The following is a 17,934-nucleotide window of genomic DNA, read 5'->3' as shown; positions in this document are numbered from 1 at the left end:
GTCGTCGTGTCTGGCCGACCGGACATGGTTTTTGATCTACGTATCCCTAGGATGTGGGAGCGACTACGGGGATGTGAGGTCTTTCGATGCGGCGGAAGCTTGCCGGTTTCAGTGTTCTGACGGTGTTGGCCGGGCTGGCGGTGACCGCACCGGCGCAGGCGGCCAGCGAGTTCCGGACCATCACCCGCGACGGTGTCGTGATGCAGCACCAGCGGGTGGCGAAGGCGGTCACCCTGATGAAGGGGACGGGTGCGACCCGGTCCGACTTCGACGGGGACGGTGTCGACGACATCGCGGCAACTTTCGACCCCGGCGGCAACAGTTTTCTGCCCCACCACCCGTCCGGTGCGGTCGTGGTGCGTTATTCGTCCGCGCCGCACATCGACTACCTGATCGGCACGGCGACGCTCTACCTTGGTTCCGGCTTCGGCAGCGATCTGGCGGCCGGTGACTTCAATGGTGACGGGTTCGACGACCTGGCGGTCGGCGCCGAGGTCGAGGTCGACCTGAGCAACAAGGCCCCCGGTGGGGCCGTCTGGATCATCCCGGGCAGCAGTAGCGGCCTGGTGGTCGACTCGACCCGGCGATTCACTCAGGGGTCACCGGGTGTGCCCGGCGATTCGGAGGACTACGACAGGTTCGGCTCGTCCCTGGCCACGGGCGACATCAACGGTGACGGGCGGGACGATCTGGCCGTCGGTGCCCCCGGAGAGTCGATCGGCAGTGTGGTGGAGGCGGGTGCGGTCAGCGTCCTCTACGGCGGGATTGACGGCCTGACCGCCAGCGGCGCCCAGCAACTGCATCAGAACCAGGCCGCGGTGCCCGGCACTGCAGAACATCGGGATCGTTTCGGGTGGAGCCTGGCGATCGGGAAGGTCAACAACAACCGGTACGCCGACCTGGTCATCGGCGCGCCCAACGAGAACGACGGGTCGGGCGCGTCCGGCAGCGGGATGGTCACCCTGATGTGGGGATCGGCAAGCGGCGTGAAGCTCAGCGGCGCCACCTCGGTCACCGGCGCCGCGATCCACCACGCGACCGGCCATCGGTTCACCGTGGCCTGGTATCTCGGCAGGTCGCTCGCGGTCGGTGATGTCAACGGAGACGGGCTGGGTGAGGTTGTCGTCGGAGCACCGAGTGCCCAGGGCCCGGGCCCTCACATCAACGCCGGTCTGGTCGCGGTCTTCACCGGCCGCCGCACCGGTGGTCTCTCCGGCAGCGCCGTGAAGGTGTTCACGCAGGCCACGCCGGGCGTGCCAGGCGCGCAGGAGGACGAGGACCGGTTCGGCGAAACGCTCGCGGTGGGTGACGTGACCGGCGACGGTCGGGCCGACGTGCTGATCGGTGCGCCGGGCGAGGCGATCGGTACGAAGGCCGAGGCGGGCACGATCGCGCTGCTCAAGGGAAGCAAGTCGGGGCTGACCGCCAGCGGTGCCCAGGGGTTCGACCAGAACCACTCGGTCGTCCCGGGTGCGGCGGAACGCAACGACCGGTTCGGCGCCTCGGTGGCGATCCTGAACCTCAACGGCACCGGCCCACTGGACGCCGTGGTGGGATCGCCCGACGAGGAAGTGACCGGTGACTCGGTGGGGTACGGATCCGGGACGCTGTCCCGGTTCCACGGGGCTTCCGGCGGGCTCGTCCCGCAGTCGACGTCGTGGAGCGGGAGGTCGCTGAACACCGACCGCATTGTCGTTCAGGAATACGGCTGGAACCTGGTGCATGGGTAGCAGGTGCGGCCCCAGGGTGGTGAGGATGGCGATGCGGCGGAGAATTGCCGGAGTGTCGGTGCTGGCGGTGGCGGCCGGCTTGGTGGTGAGCGCCCCAGCGCAGGCGGCGGACGAGTTCCGGACCCTTGATCGGGAAGGCGTCACCCTTCAGTACCACCGGGTGGCGAAGACCACCACCGCGGTGACGGGAACAGGTGCTACCCGTTCGGACTTCGACGGTGACGGTGTCGACGACATCGCCGTCACGGGTGACCCGGGCGACTACAACCTGCCGCACTATCCGACCGGCGTGGTGGTGGTGCGCTACTCGTCCGCGCCGCAGGTCGACTACTTCGCCGGGGTGCTGCCGCCCGACGGTGGCTGTCACTGTTTCGGTCTGGCGTTGGTGGCCGGCGACTTCAACGGCGACGGCTACGACGACCTGGCGATCGGCGACATGGACGAGGTGGACCCCGGCAACAAGACCCGGGCCGGCGGGGTCTGGGTCATCCCGGGCAGCCGCACCGGCCTGGTGGTCGACTCGGTGCAGCACGTCAACCAGAGTTCCGCTGGGGTCCCGGGTGGCGCCGAGGAGCTCGACTCGTTCGGGTCGGCGCTCGCGGCCGGTGACATCAACGGTGACGGCCGCGACGACCTGGCGGTCGGCGCGTTCCGGGAGGCGATCGGCAGCGTCGAGGACGCGGGCGCGGTCACCGTCCTCTACGGCAGCGTTGGTGGCGTGACCACCGTCGGTGCCCAGCAGCTGCACCAGGACCAGGCGGCGGTGCCGGGTTCCGCCGAACGCGAAGACCATTTCGGCCGGACCCTCGCCATCGGGAGGGTCAACAACGACAGGTACGCCGACCTGGTCATCGGTGCGCCGCAGGAGAACGACCGCCAGTCCTGGGACGGCACCGGCATGGTGACCCTGATGTGGGGGTCGGCCAGCGGAGTGAAGCTCAGCGGGGCCACCTCCGTCACCGGGGCGGCGGTCTACCCGAAGACCGGCGACGAGAACACCGTCGCCTGGTATCTCGGTGAGACGCTGGCGATCGGTGACGTCGACGGCGACGGGCTCGGCGAGGTGATCGCAGGTGCGCCCGGCGCTCAGACGCCGGCCATCAATGCGGGCCTCATCGCCGTCTTCACCGGCCGCAGCGGTGGCCTGTCCCGCGACGCCGCGAAGATCATCAGCCAGCGTACGGCTGGAGTGCCAGGATCACCGGAGCAGGAGGACAACTTCGGCGGGACGCTCGCGGTCGGTGACGTGACCGGCGACGGCCGGGCGGACGTGCTGGTGGGTGCGCCGGGCGAGGCGATCGGCACGAAGGCCGGGGCGGGCACCTTCGCCCTGCTGAAGGGCTCCGCGTCCGGGCTGACCGGCACCGGTGCGCAGGGCTTCGACCAGGATCATTCGGTCGTCCCCGGTGGTGCGGAGCGCGGCGACCTGTTCGGTAGCTCGGTGGCGATCCTCAACCTCAACGGCACCGGCCCGCTGGACGCGATCGTCGCGTCTAGTGGGGAGGAGGTTGCGGGCGACGTGGCCGGATACCCGTCGGGCACCATCTCACGGTTCCACGGTTCATCGACCGGGTTGGTCGCCCAGGCTGGTTCCTGGAGTGGCCTGTCGCTGCGTACCGATCGGCTCTGGCCGCGACGGTACGGGATGCGGATCGCCGGCCCGCAGAGCGGCGGCTATCTCTACTGAGCGCACCCGCCCCCAGATCACAGACGAGCAGCACGAACAGCAGAACGGGGTCTTTCCATGCGGCGGAGAATCGCCGGAGTGTCGGTGCTGGCGGTGGCGGCCAGCCTGGCGGTGAGCGCCCCAGCGCACGCGGTGGACGAGACTCGCACCATCACCCGGGAGGACGTCGTACTGCAGTATCACCGGGTGGCGAAGGCGAACGCGCCGATCCAGGGGACCGGTCCCACCCGGTCGGACTTCGACGGTGACGGCGTCGACGACGTGGCCGCCACCAGCAACCCAGGTCAATCCGGCCTGCCGCTGCACCCGACCGGGTTGGTCGTGGTGCGCTACTCGTCCGCGCCGCAGGTCGACTACTTCGCAGGGGTACTTCCGCTCGACGGCGGATGCGGCAGTTGCTTCGGCATCGCGCTGGTGGCCGGTGACTTCAACGGCGACGGGTTCGATGACCTGGCGATCGGCGACATGGACGAGGTAGACCCCGGCAACAAGACCCGTGCTGGTGGCGTCTGGGTCATCCCTGGCAGCCGTACCGGCTTGATCGTCGATTCGGCGCAGCACTTCAACCAGAGTTCTCCCGGAGTGCCCGGCGGTGCGGAAGACTACGACTGGTTCGGGGCGACGCTCGCGGCCGGCGACATCAACGGCGATGGGCGTGACGACCTGGCGATTGGCGCGTACCGGGAGTCGATCGGCAGCGTCCAGGACGCTGGCGCGGTCACCGTCCTGTACGGCGGCATCGGTGGCCTGACCACCAGGGGTGCCCAGCAGTTGCACCAGGACCAGGCGGCGGTGCCCGGCTCGGCCGAACGCGGTGACTACTTCGGTTGGACTCTGGCGATCGGGAAGGTCGACAACGACACCTACGCCGACCTGGTCATCGGCGCGCCACGGGAGAACGACGGCCAGACGTGGTTTGGCAGCGGCATGGTCACCCTGATGTGGGGGTCAGCCAGCGGGGTGAAGCTCAGCGGCGCCACCTCGGTCACCGGGGCGGCGGTCCATCCGAAGACGGGAAACGAGCGAACGATCGCGTGGTACCTCGGTGAGACGCTCGCCATCGGCGATGTCAACGGCGACGGGCTCGGCGAGGTGATCGCCGGCGCGCCCGGCGCACAGACGCCGGCCACCTACGGAGGTCTCATCGCCGTCTTCACCGGCCGCAGCGGCGGCCTGTCCCGTGACGCGGCAAAGATCATTAACCAGGCTACGGCTGGGGTACCGGGATCGCCGGAGCAGGACGACCGGTTCGGCGGTGCGCTCGCGGTCGGTGACGTGACCGGCGACGGCCGAGCGGATGTGCTGGTCGGTGCGCCCGGTGAGGCGATCGGCACCAAGAAGAGGGCGGGCACCGTCGCCCTGCTGAAGGGCTCCGCCTCCGGGCTGACCGGCACCGGGGCGCAGGGCTTCGACCAGGACCATTCGGTCGTTCCCGGTGGTGCGGAACCGGACGACCTGTTCGGCAACTCGGTCGCGATCCTCAATCTCAACGGCACCGGCCCGCTGGACGCGGTCGTGGCGTCGGTAGGGGAGGAGGTCGCGGGCGACCAGGCCGCGTACCCCTCCGGCACGATCTCAAGGTTCCACGGCTCCGCCGCCGGGCTGGTCCCGCAGGCCGGCTCGTGGAGCGGCCTGTCGATGCGTACGGACCGGGTCAGCCCCCTGCGCTACGGCATTCGGATCGCGGGACCACAGAGCGGCGGCCCCCACTATTAGTGCGCCGAGCTCAATCACACACCACAGAAGAACGGGGTTTTCCATGCGGCGCAGAGTTGCCGGAGTGTCGGTAGTGGCGGTGGCGGCCAGCCTGGCGGTGGGTGTGCCGGCCGGGGCGGCGGCGGCCGAGGTCTTGTCGGTGACCCGGGAGGGGGTCACCCTTCAGGTGCACCGGGTGGCGAAGGCGGTCACCCCGGTCACGGGCAGCGGGCAGACCCGGTCCGACTTCGACGGTGACGGTGTCGACGACATCGCGGCCTCCGCCGACCCGTTCGAGTACACCCGGCCTGAGTCGCCGGCCGGCCTGGTCGTGGTGCGTTACTCGTCGGCACCGCACGTCGACTACTACACGAGCTTGATCTCGGCGGGCGGCGAGTTGCGCTTCGGCGATGTTCTCGCCGCCGGGGACTTCAACGGGGATGGCTACGACGACCTGGCAATGGGTGACCTGGCCGAGTACGACCCGACCGCGAAGGTGCACGCCGGCGGAGTGTGGGTGGTCCCGGGCAGCAGCACCGGCCTGGCCATCGGGTCGGCGAAGCATTTCAGCCAGAGTTCGCCAGGTGTGCCGGGTGACTCGGAGCAGGAGGACTGGTTCGGTTCGGCGCTGGCCGCCGGGGATCTCAACGGCGACGGCCGGGACGACCTGGCGATCGGGGCATACGGCGAGTCGATCGGCACCATCAGGGAGGCCGGCGCGGTGACCGTGCTGTACGGCGGTGTCGGTGGCCTGAGCGGGACCGGTGCGCAGCAGTTGCACCAGGACCAGGCGGCGGTGCCCGGCTCGGCCGAACGCGGTGACCACTTCGGGTGGACCCTGGCGATCGGAAAGGTCAACAGCAACAGCTACGCCGACCTGGTCATCGGCGCGCCGCAGGAGAACCAGAGCAGCTCGCCGACGGGCAGCGGCATGCTCACGCTGATGTGGGGTTCGGCGAGCGGGGTGAAGCTCAGCGGGGCCACGTCGGTCACCGGGGCGGCGCTACGCGCGGCGACCGGCCGCAGTGACAGCTACGTGTGGGATCTGGGCATGGCCCTCGCGGTCGGCGATGTCAACGGCGACGGGTCGGGCGAGGTGATCGCCGGTGCTCCGTTCGCGCAGAGCCCGACCGGCAACGAGGGCATGGTCGCGGTGTTCCCCGGTAACTCGACCGGGCTCTCCAGCGGCTCGGTGAAGCTCTTCTCGCAGCGTACGGCCGGGGTGCCGGGCTCGGCGGAGGCCGGCGACCTGTTCGGCGCGGCGCTCGCGGTGGGCGACGTGACCGGCGACGGCCGGGCGGACGTGCTGGTGGGTGCGCCAGGTGAGGCGATCGGCACGAAGGCCGAGGCAGGCACCGTTGCGCTGTTGAAGGGTTCGGCCTCGGGGCTGACCGGCACCGGTGCGCAGGGCTTCGACCAGGACCACGCGGTCGTGCCGGGCGGTGCGGAGCGGGCTGACCGGTTCGGCGGCGCGGTGGCGATCCTCAATCTCAACGGCACCGGCCCGCTGGACGCGGTGGTGACGTCGCCCGGCGAAGAGGTCTCCGGCGACTTGGCCGGCTTCGGGTCCGGGTCGGTCGCCCTGTTCCACGGCGGCTCCGGCGGCCTCGTCCCGCAGTCCACCACCTGGAGCGGCCTGAGCATGCGTACCGACTTCGTGTGGCCCAAGTGGTACGGCCGCCGCCTCGCCACCCCCCAGTCCGGCGGCCTCTACTACTGAGCACCCGCGACGAGATCTTGGTACGGACGCGCCCCTCGGAGGGCAGGTTCGTACCAAGATCTCGTCAGCAGGGGGCGTGGCCCTCGACGAAGAGGCGATGGGCCCAGGTGGCGTAGCCGACAATGATCTTCCGCACCGTCTGGCCGTCGTGCAGGAACAGGTAGGCGCGGTCGCCGTCGCGGGCGAGCAGGCCGTCGAAGCGGTACGTCCCCTGTGGAGCGCGCAGTTCGCGTACGGTCGGGTAGCTCGCCCGGACCTCGGCGACGGGTGAGCCGGCCGTGATGCCCTCCGGGGTGCGGACCGGGTCGCCGGCCCAGAGCAGCACCAGCCGATCCTCGATGAAGATCGGGCTGATCTCGTCGTACCCGGCCAGCGTCGGGCCGCAGGCGTCGACGTCGGTACGCAGGATGCCGCGCCGGGTCAGCTCGCTCTCCGAGTCACCGAAGTCCACATCGGCCACTCCGTCGAGATCGACGACGCTCACCGACGCGACGGGCTCGCGGACGGCGATGCTGTCCGGTGGCATGGCTCCGCTACCCGATGCCGAGGCAGCCAGAAGCAGTGCGGCGATGAAGCCGAATTGTCGCAATTTCATCAGAATCCCCCAGTCCCCAACGTGACGGGGGCGCTGAGGTTATTGCCGAGCCTCCCATTCGTCGGCCAATTCGTCCCAGTAGTCGGCGCTGAGCCCTCGCCGTCCGTGCGCGAGCCACCCCTCGGTGCTCCGCTCGACGTGTAACCCCAGCTCAGCGAAGGGGTCGATCCACCGGCCCGGCTCCACGCCCAGCTCGATCAGCGCCGCGTTGATCGGCCACTCCGGGCGCGGTCCGTCGAGCGCCGCGTCGAAGCGCGGCCCCCAGGCGAGGCCGCCGCCCAGCCAGACCGCCGCGGCCTGGTGCCCGGCCCCACCGGCGAACTCCGCCTCGACGTACGCCAGCGGGCCGCGCACCGACCAGCGGGCCAGGACCTCGGTCAGCGCGGGGGAGAGGACCAGCTCGAACGGTTGCTCCGGGCCGGGCTCGACGGTGCGGTAGTCCGGCGGCGTGCCGGTCAGCTCCAGCACGAGCTGCGGCGTGACCGGCAGCAACGCGAAGTCCTGCCGCAGCTCACCGAGCACGGCATGATCCAGCTCGCGGGTCTCCTCGCGCAGCAGCTCGGCGTCCGAGACGACCGCGCTGAGCTGGTAACTCACCCGGCGTCCACAACCTGTGGATAGAACATGTGTACGACGGTGGTCAGGTCTTGTCGACGGTGGCGACGAAGGCCCGCCAGGCGGCCGGGCTGAACAGCAGCGCCGGGCCGGTCGGGTCCTTCGAGTCGCGGACGCCGACCACGTCGGGCAGGTTCCGGGCGACCTCGACGCAGTTGCCGCCGTTGCCGCTGCTGCGGCTGCTCTTCTGCCACCGGGCGCCGGACAGCTCCGGGGTGTCGTTCACTGCCATGACTGCGCCACCTCCCTGATCAGGTCGACCGACTGCCAGTGCGAGAGCGTCTCACCGCGCACGTTCTCCCACGCGGCAAGTATCGCCGCGATCTCGGCCTGCTCGCTGACCACCTGCCCCTGCAACTGGTTGTCCAGGTAGCCGGCGATGCGATGATCGGGCGCGGTCGCCAGCACGAACGGGCCGTTCACCCCAGCGTATTCGCCCACTGTGGACGGCACCACATGTAACCGGATGTGCGGCCGGGTGGACGCCTCGGCGAGCGCCAGCAGTTGCTCGCGCATCACGGCCGGGCCGCCGACCGGCCGGCGCAGCACCGCCTCGTCAAGCACGGCGGTGAGCAGCGGCGGCTCCTCGCGGTGCAGGATCAACTGGCGGGACATCCGGTGGTCGACCAACCGTGCCACCTCACTGCGCGGGATGAGCCCGCCGCCGGCGAGCACCGCGCGGGCGTACGCCTCGGTCTGGAGCAGGCCTGGCACGACCATGGACTCGAAGGATCGCAGCGTGGTCGCCTCGCGCTCGATCTCCTGCCAGGGACGGAACCAGACCAGCGCCCGACGTCGCGAGATGTCCGGCCAAATGTCCGAGACATTCTTCTGGAGCGCATCTGCCGCCGTGAGCCGGTGCCGGGCATGCGGGATCCGATCTTCGAGCAGCCACCGGCTTACCGTCTTCGGGTCGACGCCGACGCGTTCCGCGAGCGACTCGATCGTGTGCCCGGTGTCCCGCAGCGCCACCCGCAGCGCGTCGTTCATGGCCGCCTCCCATCGGACGTCTCGAATATCCGCCGACCATACCCACACGCCATGTAGTTGTCTCGTTACGTGCGGCAAGTTGGGGGTGTCGATGGCGCGGCCGGTGGAGGTTCATCCCCCTTGACCCGGCGGTCGTGACATCGGGGGGCCGCCGCCGGGCGAGCAACCACGGCGGCCCCCATCCACCACTGCTCGGCGATGGTGCCTGGTGAGCGGGGTGCGGACCTCGCGGCGTGGGCCGGTGCGGGCCTTACGGCGTCACCGTGCCGGCGCGGGGGCGGTACCTGCACCTGCGCCGGCTGTCGAGCTGAGAGCGCAGACGACTCAGCCCGCCCCGAGACGCGCGCCGGGTGACCTGTGCAGGCAGGTCGACCGCTGGACGGAGCGAGGTGACCAGTGCGGACAGTTTGAACAGCCGGACGCCGGCCGCGAAGAGTTCCCGGGCCGCCGCCACCCCCAAGAGCGAGGTGACCTGTGCAGGCAGCTCGACCAGCCGGACCGAGCGAGGTGGCCCGTGCAGCATCGGTGCCGCCGTCCGCGCCGGGTGAGTGCGTCGGGTCGATCACGCCGGGGGAGCTTCTCGTGCTGACCCGCGCGGCGTCACCGCAGTTCGTCCGCCCGATCACGGTCCGGGTCATCCGGCATCGCACCGACCGGAGCACCTATGACGGCTGGACCTGGATCGAGTGCTACCAGCTCGACGCCCGGGGCGACGCGGTGGAGCGCCGCGAGCTGTTCCTGATGCCGGCCGGCCTGATCCGGTGCGGGGACCGTTCTCCGCGCCGGCGCGCCGGGCCGGGCCAATCGTCCGAGGTGGGTCAGCCGTCCGAGGTAAGCCGACCGTCCGACGTGGGCCATCCGTCCGGGGCGGTGCGCCGATGAGTCGTCGTCGTCCGGAACACGCACCGTCCCGCCCGACCTGGCGTTGCCGGGACTGCGGTGCCGGGTGGCCGTGCGGCGCGGCGAAGCTCCGGCTGCTCCGCCAGTACCGGGACGATCGGGTCGCGTTGCTGGTGCACCTCGCGACGCTGTACGCCCAGGCGAGCGCGCAGCTCGGTAACACCTCGTCGGCGGTCGGGCTGTTCGACCGCTTCGTGTCCTGGGCGCGTGGGCGGGGGTGAGGAGGCTGTCCGCGTACCGTCGCGGGAGCCGGACCGGGACGGGCCCGGCGCGATCAGGGGCCGCTCCCGGTCGGAGCGGCCCCTGCCCCCGTTTGTCGCGCTCAGCCTGGGACGACGGTGGGCTGTGGCGGTTGCTCAGCCGGGCGGGCGGCGAGGGTCGCGGCGACGGCGACCACGAGCCCGGCGACGGTGAGCCCGAGCACCAGCCACTGCGGGCCGAACGGGTAGTACTCACCGGGCGTGAAGGCGCTGTGCACGGTCAGCGGAGAGCCTTCGTGGACGCTGCTGTCCCGGAACACCCGCATGACGTTGCCGTAGAGGGCGACCGCCGGTAGGGCCAGCACCATCAGGGCCCCACTCCAGAGCGCTGCGGCGGCGTGCCGGCGTCCGGGCGGCGTTGCCGTCATCCGGTACGCGACGGTTGCCGCCAACAACCAACCAGCGAGCAGTCCGACGGCGGTGCCGGTGACAACCAGGGGCAGGAACGCGGCGGTACGCGCCGGTATCGCGTAGAGCGAGACGTCACTGCGGATGGCGACGGAGCGGTTTTCCGCAGGATTCCAGCCCATCACGTTGATGATCACGCCACCCGACTCGGCGGTGAAGCGCGTGCCGCGCAGCGGAACCTCGACGAACGAGCCGGCGTCGTCGACGGTGCCCGACATGCCGGTGATCGGGGTGAAGCCGGAGACCGACCAGCCGTCGGCGGTGAGCCGCTGCCGGACCTGCTCGGCATCCCAGGTGCCGTCGACCTGGCTGAACGAGTGGGCCGTTTCGGCGGTCCACGGCGATGACGAGTAGTAGGAGTGGAGCGTGTCGTCGCCACCGGTCTGTGCGGTGAGTATGGCCATGCCGGCTTCGTCGGGCAGGTCGGCGAAGGTCTGGGCGCCGAGCCAGGAGCCGGCGGCGGCACCGAAAGCGCCGACGACCAGTGCGGTGAGCAGCGCCGCGATCGCCATGAACGGCCGGCCGGCGGGCAGCCGGAACCGTAGCCGCAGGCCGCTGATGATCAGGTGGAGGGCCTCACTGGCCCGGGGGCGGCGTTGGTCCGGTTCCGCCAGCTCCAGCAGGGTGGTCACCACCTCGGTGCCGTGCCGCCGCCGGTGCCGACGCGGGTAGGCGAGCAGCAGCCTGCGGTAGCCACGCTCCAGCCGGTCATCGGCGGTCGGCCAGGCCGCGGTCATCCGGTCACCGTGCCGAAGGTGGGAGCGCTCGCCGGGCCGAAGCTCAGTGCGCCGCCCAGGCGCTTGCCCAGTTGGACCTCCGCTGCGGCGGCGTGCCGGCGCAGTCGTTCGACCTGTGCCTGCAACGCGGCGGCTCCGGCGTCGCTGAGCCGGTAGTAGCGGCGGAGTCGGCCCTCGACGGCCTCCTCCCGGTCGACGGCGACCAGGCCCTGTTCGGCCAGCCGGTCCAGCGCACCGTAGAGGGTGCCCGGCCGTAGCTTGACCTCGCCCGCCGACAGCTCGTCGACCGCCCGGATCACCCCGTAACCGTGCAGCGGCTGTGCCGCCAGCGCCGTGAGGATCAGAAAGGTGGGTTCCTGCATTGGAGTGATAGTACGGTAGCCGATATATAACGTCAACCGTTCATGATGGCCCGGGTGCTCGTGATGTTCTTCAGGGTTGTGGGGCAACGCATCACCGTCTGTCGCTCTATCGTTCTCGCCATGTCGGAGGCGGAAAGCACCGAGCCGCAGCGCCACGGCCGGTTGGACCGCCACCGTGATCTGACTAGTTACGTCCTGACGCCGCTGTTCACGCTCGCGGGGGCCCCTCTGGTGGCCTGCTGCACGGCGTTGCTGGCCGACGACGGTCAGGCGTACCCGTCGGTGTGCGACCCGGTGCGGGCCGTCAACGGATGCGAGGAACGCGTCCTCGGCATCGTGGCCGGGCACGTCCTGTCCTTCGCCGCGCTCTGGCTGTTGCTGTGGGTGCTGCCGTGGTGGCGAGGCCTGCGGATGGCACGGATCCTGCTGGCCGTCATCGCCTCCGCAGTGGTCGTCGCCCTGGTGCTGCGGATCGACTGATGTCCGCCTGCCGTCCTCGTCGTTGCTCCGACGGAGCGGTTCACCTGCGACAGGTGACATCCACCGTTACGTCTGAGCTGTCCTCGACTGACGGACGGGCGCTTAGCGGGTCGGACATGAACGCGGGCTCGGCGGGAAGGCAGCGCTGTCAAAAGACCGGACCGAGAGGACGCACGCCATGGCGGACCCATCGCGTTCCGCAGCGGTGGACGGCGGATTCGCCGTCGTGGAGATGTTCACCTCCCAGGGCTGCGACAGCTGCCCACCGGCCGAGGAGGTGCTGTCCGAGATCGAACGCACCGCCCGGGAGCGGGGACAGCGCGTGTTCACCCTCGGCTTCCACGTCGACTACTGGGACCACCTGGGCTGGGCCGACCCGTACGGCGATCCGGCGCACACCCGCCGCCAGGAGGACTACGCGCGTGCCTTCGGTTCCGGGGGGTTGTACACGCCACAGATGGTGGTCAACGGCAGCGTCGAGTTCGTCGGCTCCAACCAGCAGGCCGCGTCGTCGGCGATCACCTCCGCCCTGGCGGCAGCGCCCGTCACGTCGGTGACGCTGTCAGTGGCGAACAGCGATGGTGGACGTCGGGTGGCGGTGGACTACCAGGTGGATCGGCCACCCGCGTTGGGCATGGTGAATGTGGCGGTCGTGGAGGACGGCCTGGAGAACGACGTGCCCCGGGGGGAGAACGCCGGGCGGCGACTCCGACAGGACGGCGTCGTCCGTGCCTTCGCGGCGGCGAATCTGAACCTGACCGACGGACGGGTGGAACTCGACGTGCCTGCGGAACTCGACCCCCGCCGAGCCATGGTGGTCGGCTACGTCCAGAACGACGGCGACCGGGCCATCGTCGGCGCTACGGCGGTGGAGATGCCCGCATGACCATCGGCGTGACCGAGCGGCTCCCGCCGATCACCGTCGATCGGTGGGTGAACTCGCCGCCGCTGACCCCCGACGATCTGCGCGGTCGGGTGGTCCTGATCGACATCTGGGCCGTCGCGATGGACAACGCGTACGCGTTCTGGCGTGCCCTGCGTAACGACGCGTGGCCGGCGAAGTACCTCTTCGACGTGGACGGGCGACTCGTCGACAGGTGGGTTGGCGAGGGTGCCTACGAACGGGTGGAATCGGAGATCCGCCGGCTTCTCGGGGCACGGACACCGGGTATCGGGCTGCCGCCGGTCAGCGGTGAGGCGACGGAGTTCGCCGCCACTGGCGAGCCCTCCTACCTCGGCATCACGCCCGAGACCTACCTCGGCACCGACCGGGGGGTGCCGGGCAGCTACACGCTGGCCGGCGACTGGCGCAGCGAGGGCGACTACGTCGTCCTCACCTTGGGTCCCTAGGTCTCTTCAACGCAGGAGGGAAGCGATGACGACGCAGAAGGCGATCCTGGCCGGCGGCTGCTTCTGGGGGATGCAGGATCTCATCCGCAAGCGGCCCGGCGTGCTCGACACCCGCGTCGGCTACACCGGCGGAGACGTGCCGAACGCGACGTACCTCAACCACGGCACGCACGCGGAGGCGATCGAGATCACCTACGACCCGGCCCAGGTGTCCTACCGGGACCTGCTCGAGTTCTTCTTCCAGATCCACGATCCGACGACGAAGAACCGGCAGGGCAACGACGTCGGAGTGAGCTACCGGTCGGCCATCTTCTACTGCGACGACGAGCAGCGGAGGGAAGCCGAGGACACCATCGCCGACGTCGACGCCTCCGGCCTGTGGCCCGGAAAGGTGGTCACCGAGGTGAGCCCGGCCGGCCCCTTCTGGGAGGCCGAGCCGGAGCACCAGGACTACCTGGAGAAGCACCCCGGCGGCTACACCTGTCACTTCCCACGCCCGGACTGGAAGCTGCCTCGGCGAGCGGAGAACCGCACCTGACGCCAGAGGGGGGAATCACGACACACATCATCGCCCTGCCCGGCGAAGATGCCGGCCCGGGAAACCGGCGGCGGACCGCCGCCAGATCGGCCGGATCAGGGCAACTGAGACGAGAGCGACCGTGGACACGACTCAGGGCCGGTCCCTGCGGGGGCCGGCCCTGTCGTTTTCCTGCTCAGGTGAGCGGAGGATACGAGATTCGAACTCGTGAGGGTGTTAACCCAACACGCTTTCCAAGCGTGCGCCCTAGGCCTCTAGGCGAATCCTCCGCGAGCCAGGATACAGGTCCGCGCCGCGCTTCCCACCCCACCACCCCCTGAAGATCCACGGTCGGTCGGGTAGGCTGGGCCTACCTCCCGTGCGGCGGTATCTCGTGAACCTCCCCAGGGCCGGAAGGCAGCAAGGATAAGCGAGCTCTGCCGGGTGCACGGGAGGCCTTTCTGTCTCTGGCACTCCCCGGCGTTCCCCGATTGCGGCATCTGGGGGCTTCCCGGCCGCCGGAGGCCGCGAGATGCCGCAACCGGAGTGGATCACCCACCCGTGCGACCCATCGCAGCGAGAGTGGATCATCCAGCGGTGCGGCCTGCCGGACCGGCCGGGGCGGCCCGGCGGGGTGGGTGGTCAGGCGGGCGAGGGCGGCGCAGAATGGCTCGGTCGAGAGGAGGCGGGACGCCGTGGCACTGGCGCTCTACCGCAAGTACCGGCCGCGTACCTTCGCCGAGGTCATCGGGCAGGAGCACGTCACCGAGCCGTTGTCGCAGGCGCTGCGCAGCGGCCGGCTCAACCACGCGTACCTCTTCTCCGGCCCGCGCGGCTGCGGTAAGACCTCCAGCGCCCGCATCCTGGCCCGCTCGCTCAACTGCGAGCACGGGCCCACCCCGGAGCCCTGCGGCACCTGCGACTCGTGTCGCTCGCTGGCCGGTGACGGGGCCGGCTCGATCGACGTCATCGAGATCGACGCGGCCAGCCACGGTGGTGTGGACGACGCCCGTGAGCTGCGGGAGAAGGCATTCTTCGCGCCGGCCAACAGCCGCTTCAAGATCTATGTCATCGACGAGGCGCACATGGTCTCGTCGGCCGGCTTCAACGCCCTGCTCAAGCTGGTCGAGGAGCCGCCGGAGTACGTCAAGTTCATCTTCGCCACCACCGAGCCGGAGAAGGTCCTCGGCACCATCAAGTCGCGGACCCACCACTACCCGTTCCGGCTGATCCCGCCGAAGGTGCTCCGGCCCTATCTTGAGCAGCTCTGCGAGGCCGAGGGGGTGCAGGTCGAACCGGCGGTGTTCCCGCTCGTGGTGCGCGCCGGTGGCGGCAGCGCCCGGGACAGCCTCTCCGTACTCGACCAGCTCATCGCCGGTGCCGGTCCCGACGGGGTGAGCTACGCCCGGGCCGCCGCGCTGCTCGGGGTGACCGACGCGGCGCTGATCGACGAGATGTGCGACGCCCTCGCCGCCGGGGACGGTGCCGCCGCGTACGCCACCGTCGACCGGGTCGCCGAGGCCGGGCACGACCCGCGCCGGTTCGCCGCCGACCTGCTGGAACGGCTCCGCGACCTGATCGTGCTCCAGCAGGTGCCCGACGCGGTGGCCAAGGGTCTCATCGACGGGCCGGACGACCAGATCGAGCGGATGGCCGCCCAGGCCCAGCAGCTCGGGCCGGGCACCCTGTCCCGCTGCGCCGACATCGTGCACGACGGCCTGGTGGAGATGCGCGGCACCACCGCCCCCCGACTGCTGCTCGAACTGATCTGCGCCCGGATGCTGCTGCCCGGCGTCGACGACTCCACCGGCGGCCTGCTCCAACGCCTCGAGCGGATGGAGCGCCGGCTCACCCTCGCCGGCACCGACGTGCCGCCGCCCGCCACCAACCCCCCGGCGGTACGCGCCCAGCCTCCCGCCGCGCCCGCGGCTGCCGCCGCGAACCGGGCCGGGACCGGCGCTGCCGCGCCGGCTACCGCCACCCCGCCAGCCGGCCGCGACAGCGCCACCTCAGCGATCGGCGGCGACAGCGCGTCCTCGTCGGCCGAGCGCGGCAGCGGCCATCCGTACTCCGCTGGTGGCGACGGGTCGTCGGCCGGTCCGGACGGCGCGACCCGGGCTGCCGGTCGTGACGGGGTGTCGTCGGCCGGTCCGGACGGCACGACTCGGCACGCCGGTCATGGCGGCGCGATCCCGGCTGGTTCTGACGGCGGTGCCGAGAACGCCGTTCGTGCCGCAGCGACCTCGGCCGCCGGCCCGGGGGCGGGCGGTACCGCAGCGGATGGTCGGGCCGACGCGGGTCACCGGGCTGGCACCAACGGGACCGGCGCCGGTCCGGCCGGCGGACCCGGTGACGGCCGTCCGGCGGGGCCGGGTGGCACTCAGGACGGTGTGCCGAACGGCGCGGCCACGCCCCGGCGACCCGTGCCGGCGTCGGCCGTCATGCCCGATCCGGCGACCCCGGAGCCGCCCCGTCCCGGCGCGGTGAGCCCAGGCGTCCTGGACGCGGTCGCGGTGCGCCGGGTCTGGCCGGAGGTGGTCGGCAAGGTCAACCGGAGCAACAAGCGGATCGCCGCGTTGATGCGCGACGCGGTCGTCCGTGACCTCGACGGGAACACTCTCGTGCTGACCGTGAAGTCGGCGGTGCTGGCCCGGATGATGTCCGACCACGCGCAGGTGCTCACCGACGCGCTCTACGAGGAGTTGGGCGGGCGCTGGCAGATCCGCTGCGAGGTGGCGGGCGAGCGGGGCGGGGTGTCGCCCGGTCCGCACCGCGGCCCATCCGCCCCCGGCCCGGCCCCGGCGCCGGTCGACGCCAGTCCGCAGGTGCCGGCGGGCCGGGCCGACCAAGGCCGCTCCGGCGGCGCGCAGCGGTCGGATGATCCGGCTGCCACCACGGCTGAGGACGGCGACGACTGGCCCGAGCCGGCCCGCCCAGGTGGCAGCGCCCCGTCAGCCGCCGACGACGACTGGCCGGAGGCGGCCCGTCCCGGCGGTGGGTCGGTAGACGCGGCGGCGGACCCGTCGGGCGACCCTCGGGCGGCTGCCTCGGCGGACCCGGGTGCCCCGTCGAGCCGTGACGCGGGTGACGGCTCAGCGGTTGCCGGTTCGGAGGGCACGGGGACGCAGGTCGCGTCCGGCCGGGCAGCCGCCGACGTCGGGCCGGCTGCAAGCGGGTCGGGTGGAGGGCGGACGGCCGTAGTCCCGGGCGGCACTGGGCCGGACGGGGCGCGGACATCCGTCGGCTCGGGCCGGACCGGCGCGAGCGGGGTGCCGGGTGCCGCGCGGGCGACCGTCGGGTCGGCTGGAGCGGCGACAACCGCCGGTTCGGGTGGGGCTCGGGCGAACGGTGGGCCGGGTGGCCATGGGCCCGGTGCCGCGCCGCGCCAGGCGGGAGCGCCCCACGGCGGTGGCAGCTCCGGTGGCGCCCCGGTGAGCAGCGCGATCGCGGCGGCTCGGGCGGCAGCGGCCGGGCGGGGGACGCGTACCGCCAAGGGGGGCCGGCAGACCGCGGACGCGGAGTTCGCCGGCGAGCCGCCGTACGACCCGGATTTCGACGGCCCGTTGCGTGGTGGCGCGGGTCGTCCCAGCGCTGCTCAACCGCCCGCCACCCCCGCCTACGAGGGCTTCGACCCGGGCGACGAGCCACTCGACGAGATCGTCGACGAGAAGACCGCCCGCGAGTCGAGCGAGGAACAGGCCGTACGCCTGCTCCGGGAGACCTTCGGCGGCGTCGAGAAAATCAACGACTGAGTGCGCGGCCGGCGCCCATGATCCAACCGGCACCAGGGGACAGGGGTGCGGCGCGCGGGGTGGGTCGGTGGGTGGCGTTAGGGTGGGCGGCGGCAGAAAAGGCGAGTCGAGGGAGTCATCGTGCGGCCTGGTGGAC

General features: G+C 71.3%; 17 protein-coding genes, 1 tRNA gene and 1 other RNA gene. 12 read left to right on the top strand and 7 right to left on the bottom strand.

The genetic code is table 11. The annotated features are described in order from the left end of the window. Positions 1 to 86: 86 nt before the first annotated feature. From O7605_RS08410 to O7605_RS08395, 4 genes are all read left to right on the top strand, one after another. Positions 87 to 1,730 carry an FG-GAP and VCBS repeat-containing protein gene (locus O7605_RS08410; RefSeq protein ID WP_269738638.1) on the top strand — a complete coding sequence of 548 codons (1,644 nt, stop codon included), beginning with the start codon at positions 87 to 89 and terminating at the stop codon, positions 1,728 to 1,730. Positions 1,731 to 1,761: 31 nt separating this feature from the next. Then, positions 1,762 to 3,417 (top strand): FG-GAP-like repeat-containing protein, encoded by a 1,656-nt coding sequence (locus O7605_RS08405; protein WP_269738637.1) that lies wholly within the window; start codon positions 1,762 to 1,764, stop codon positions 3,415 to 3,417. Between the two features lie 57 nt (positions 3,418 to 3,474). Next, positions 3,475 to 5,133, top strand: coding sequence for an FG-GAP-like repeat-containing protein (locus tag O7605_RS08400; protein WP_269738636.1), 1,659 nt, complete (start codon positions 3,475 to 3,477; stop codon positions 5,131 to 5,133). Between the two features lie 64 nt (positions 5,134 to 5,197). Next, positions 5,198 to 6,832, top strand: coding sequence for a hypothetical protein (locus O7605_RS08395; protein WP_269738635.1), 1,635 nt, complete (start codon positions 5,198 to 5,200; stop codon positions 6,830 to 6,832). A gap of 64 nt (positions 6,833 to 6,896) precedes the next feature. On the opposite strand, the gene O7605_RS08390 is transcribed toward O7605_RS08395, so the two are convergent. The 4 genes from O7605_RS08390 to O7605_RS08375 are packed head-to-tail and all read right to left on the bottom strand — an operon-like array spanning position 6,897 to position 9,032. Continuing rightward, positions 6,897 to 7,427 carry a hypothetical protein gene (locus tag O7605_RS08390; protein WP_269738634.1) on the bottom strand — a complete coding sequence of 177 codons (531 nt, stop codon included), beginning with the start codon at positions 7,425 to 7,427 and terminating at the stop codon, positions 6,897 to 6,899. Between the two features lie 39 nt (positions 7,428 to 7,466). Further along, positions 7,467 to 8,024 (bottom strand): hypothetical protein, encoded by a 558-nt coding sequence (locus tag O7605_RS08385; protein ID WP_269738633.1) that lies wholly within the window; start codon positions 8,022 to 8,024, stop codon positions 7,467 to 7,469. A gap of 43 nt (positions 8,025 to 8,067) precedes the next feature. Continuing rightward, the gene (locus tag O7605_RS08380; protein ID WP_269738632.1) at positions 8,068 to 8,274 is read right to left on the bottom strand and encodes a DUF397 domain-containing protein; all 207 of its coding nucleotides are present in this window, start codon (positions 8,272 to 8,274) and stop codon (positions 8,068 to 8,070) included. Further along, positions 8,265 to 9,032, bottom strand: coding sequence for a helix-turn-helix domain-containing protein (locus O7605_RS08375; protein WP_269738631.1), 768 nt, complete (start codon positions 9,030 to 9,032; stop codon positions 8,265 to 8,267). Before O7605_RS08375 ends, O7605_RS08380 begins: the two co-directional genes overlap by 10 nt. Before the next feature lie 582 nt (positions 9,033 to 9,614). On the opposite strand from O7605_RS08375, the gene O7605_RS08370 reads away from it, so the two are divergent. Together O7605_RS08370 and O7605_RS08365 are read left to right on the top strand one after the other, a co-directional pair. Then, complete coding sequence (locus O7605_RS08370) at positions 9,615 to 9,914, top strand: hypothetical protein (RefSeq protein ID WP_332317111.1); 300 nt, start codon at positions 9,615 to 9,617, stop codon at positions 9,912 to 9,914. After that, positions 9,911 to 10,153 (top strand): flavin reductase, encoded by a 243-nt coding sequence (locus O7605_RS08365; protein WP_269738630.1) that lies wholly within the window; start codon positions 9,911 to 9,913, stop codon positions 10,151 to 10,153. The genes O7605_RS08370 and O7605_RS08365 overlap by 4 nt, the downstream gene beginning before the upstream one ends. A gap of 101 nt (positions 10,154 to 10,254) precedes the next feature. Here O7605_RS08365 and O7605_RS08360 read toward each other — a convergent pair whose 3' ends face one another. Then, entirely contained in the window at positions 10,255 to 11,337 is a 1,083-nt protein-coding gene (locus O7605_RS08360) for a hypothetical protein (RefSeq protein ID WP_269738629.1), read from the bottom strand. After that, positions 11,334 to 11,699 carry a PadR family transcriptional regulator gene (locus O7605_RS08355; RefSeq protein ID WP_269738628.1) on the bottom strand — a complete coding sequence of 122 codons (366 nt, stop codon included), beginning with the start codon at positions 11,697 to 11,699 and terminating at the stop codon, positions 11,334 to 11,336. Before O7605_RS08355 ends, O7605_RS08360 begins: the two co-directional genes overlap by 4 nt. A 120-nt stretch (positions 11,700 to 11,819) precedes the next feature. On the opposite strand from O7605_RS08355, the gene O7605_RS08350 reads away from it, so the two are divergent. The 4 genes from O7605_RS08350 (at position 11,820) to msrA (ending at position 14,067) form a co-directional block, all read left to right on the top strand. Further along, on the top strand, positions 11,820 to 12,179 hold the full coding sequence (locus O7605_RS08350; RefSeq protein WP_269738627.1) for a hypothetical protein: 360 nt from the start codon (positions 11,820 to 11,822) through the stop codon (positions 12,177 to 12,179). Positions 12,180 to 12,357: 178 nt separating this feature from the next. After that, positions 12,358 to 13,065: a DUF1223 domain-containing protein gene (locus O7605_RS08345; protein ID WP_269738626.1), complete on the top strand. Its 708-nt coding sequence runs from the start codon at positions 12,358 to 12,360 to the stop codon at positions 13,063 to 13,065. After that, positions 13,062 to 13,529 carry a TlpA family protein disulfide reductase gene (locus O7605_RS08340; RefSeq protein ID WP_269738625.1) on the top strand — a complete coding sequence of 156 codons (468 nt, stop codon included), beginning with the start codon at positions 13,062 to 13,064 and terminating at the stop codon, positions 13,527 to 13,529. The genes O7605_RS08345 and O7605_RS08340 overlap by 4 nt, the downstream gene beginning before the upstream one ends. A 25-nt stretch (positions 13,530 to 13,554) precedes the next feature. Further along, complete coding sequence (gene msrA / locus O7605_RS08335; RefSeq protein ID WP_269738624.1) at positions 13,555 to 14,067, top strand: peptide-methionine (S)-S-oxide reductase MsrA; 513 nt, start codon at positions 13,555 to 13,557, stop codon at positions 14,065 to 14,067. A gap of 184 nt (positions 14,068 to 14,251) precedes the next feature. On the opposite strand, the gene O7605_RS08330 is transcribed toward msrA, so the two are convergent. Next, positions 14,252 to 14,336: transfer RNA gene (locus O7605_RS08330), tRNA-Ser, on the bottom strand. A gap of 81 nt (positions 14,337 to 14,417) precedes the next feature. Here O7605_RS08330 and ffs point away from each other — a divergent pair. Further along, an RNA gene (gene ffs, locus O7605_RS08325) (signal recognition particle sRNA small type) lies at positions 14,418 to 14,507 on the top strand. A 234-nt stretch (positions 14,508 to 14,741) separates the two neighbouring features. After that, a complete protein-coding gene (locus tag O7605_RS08320) occupies positions 14,742 to 17,798 on the top strand; it encodes a DNA polymerase III subunit gamma and tau (RefSeq protein WP_269738623.1) in 3,057 nt (1,018 codons plus the stop codon). The last annotated feature ends 136 nt before the right edge of the window (positions 17,799 to 17,934 follow it).

The sequence above is a fragment of the Verrucosispora sp. WMMA2121 genome (assembly GCF_027460185.1).
GTDB lineage: Bacteria > Actinomycetota > Actinomycetes > Mycobacteriales > Micromonosporaceae > Micromonospora > Micromonospora palythoicola.
This window is presented reverse-complemented; position numbering and strand designations above follow the sequence as displayed.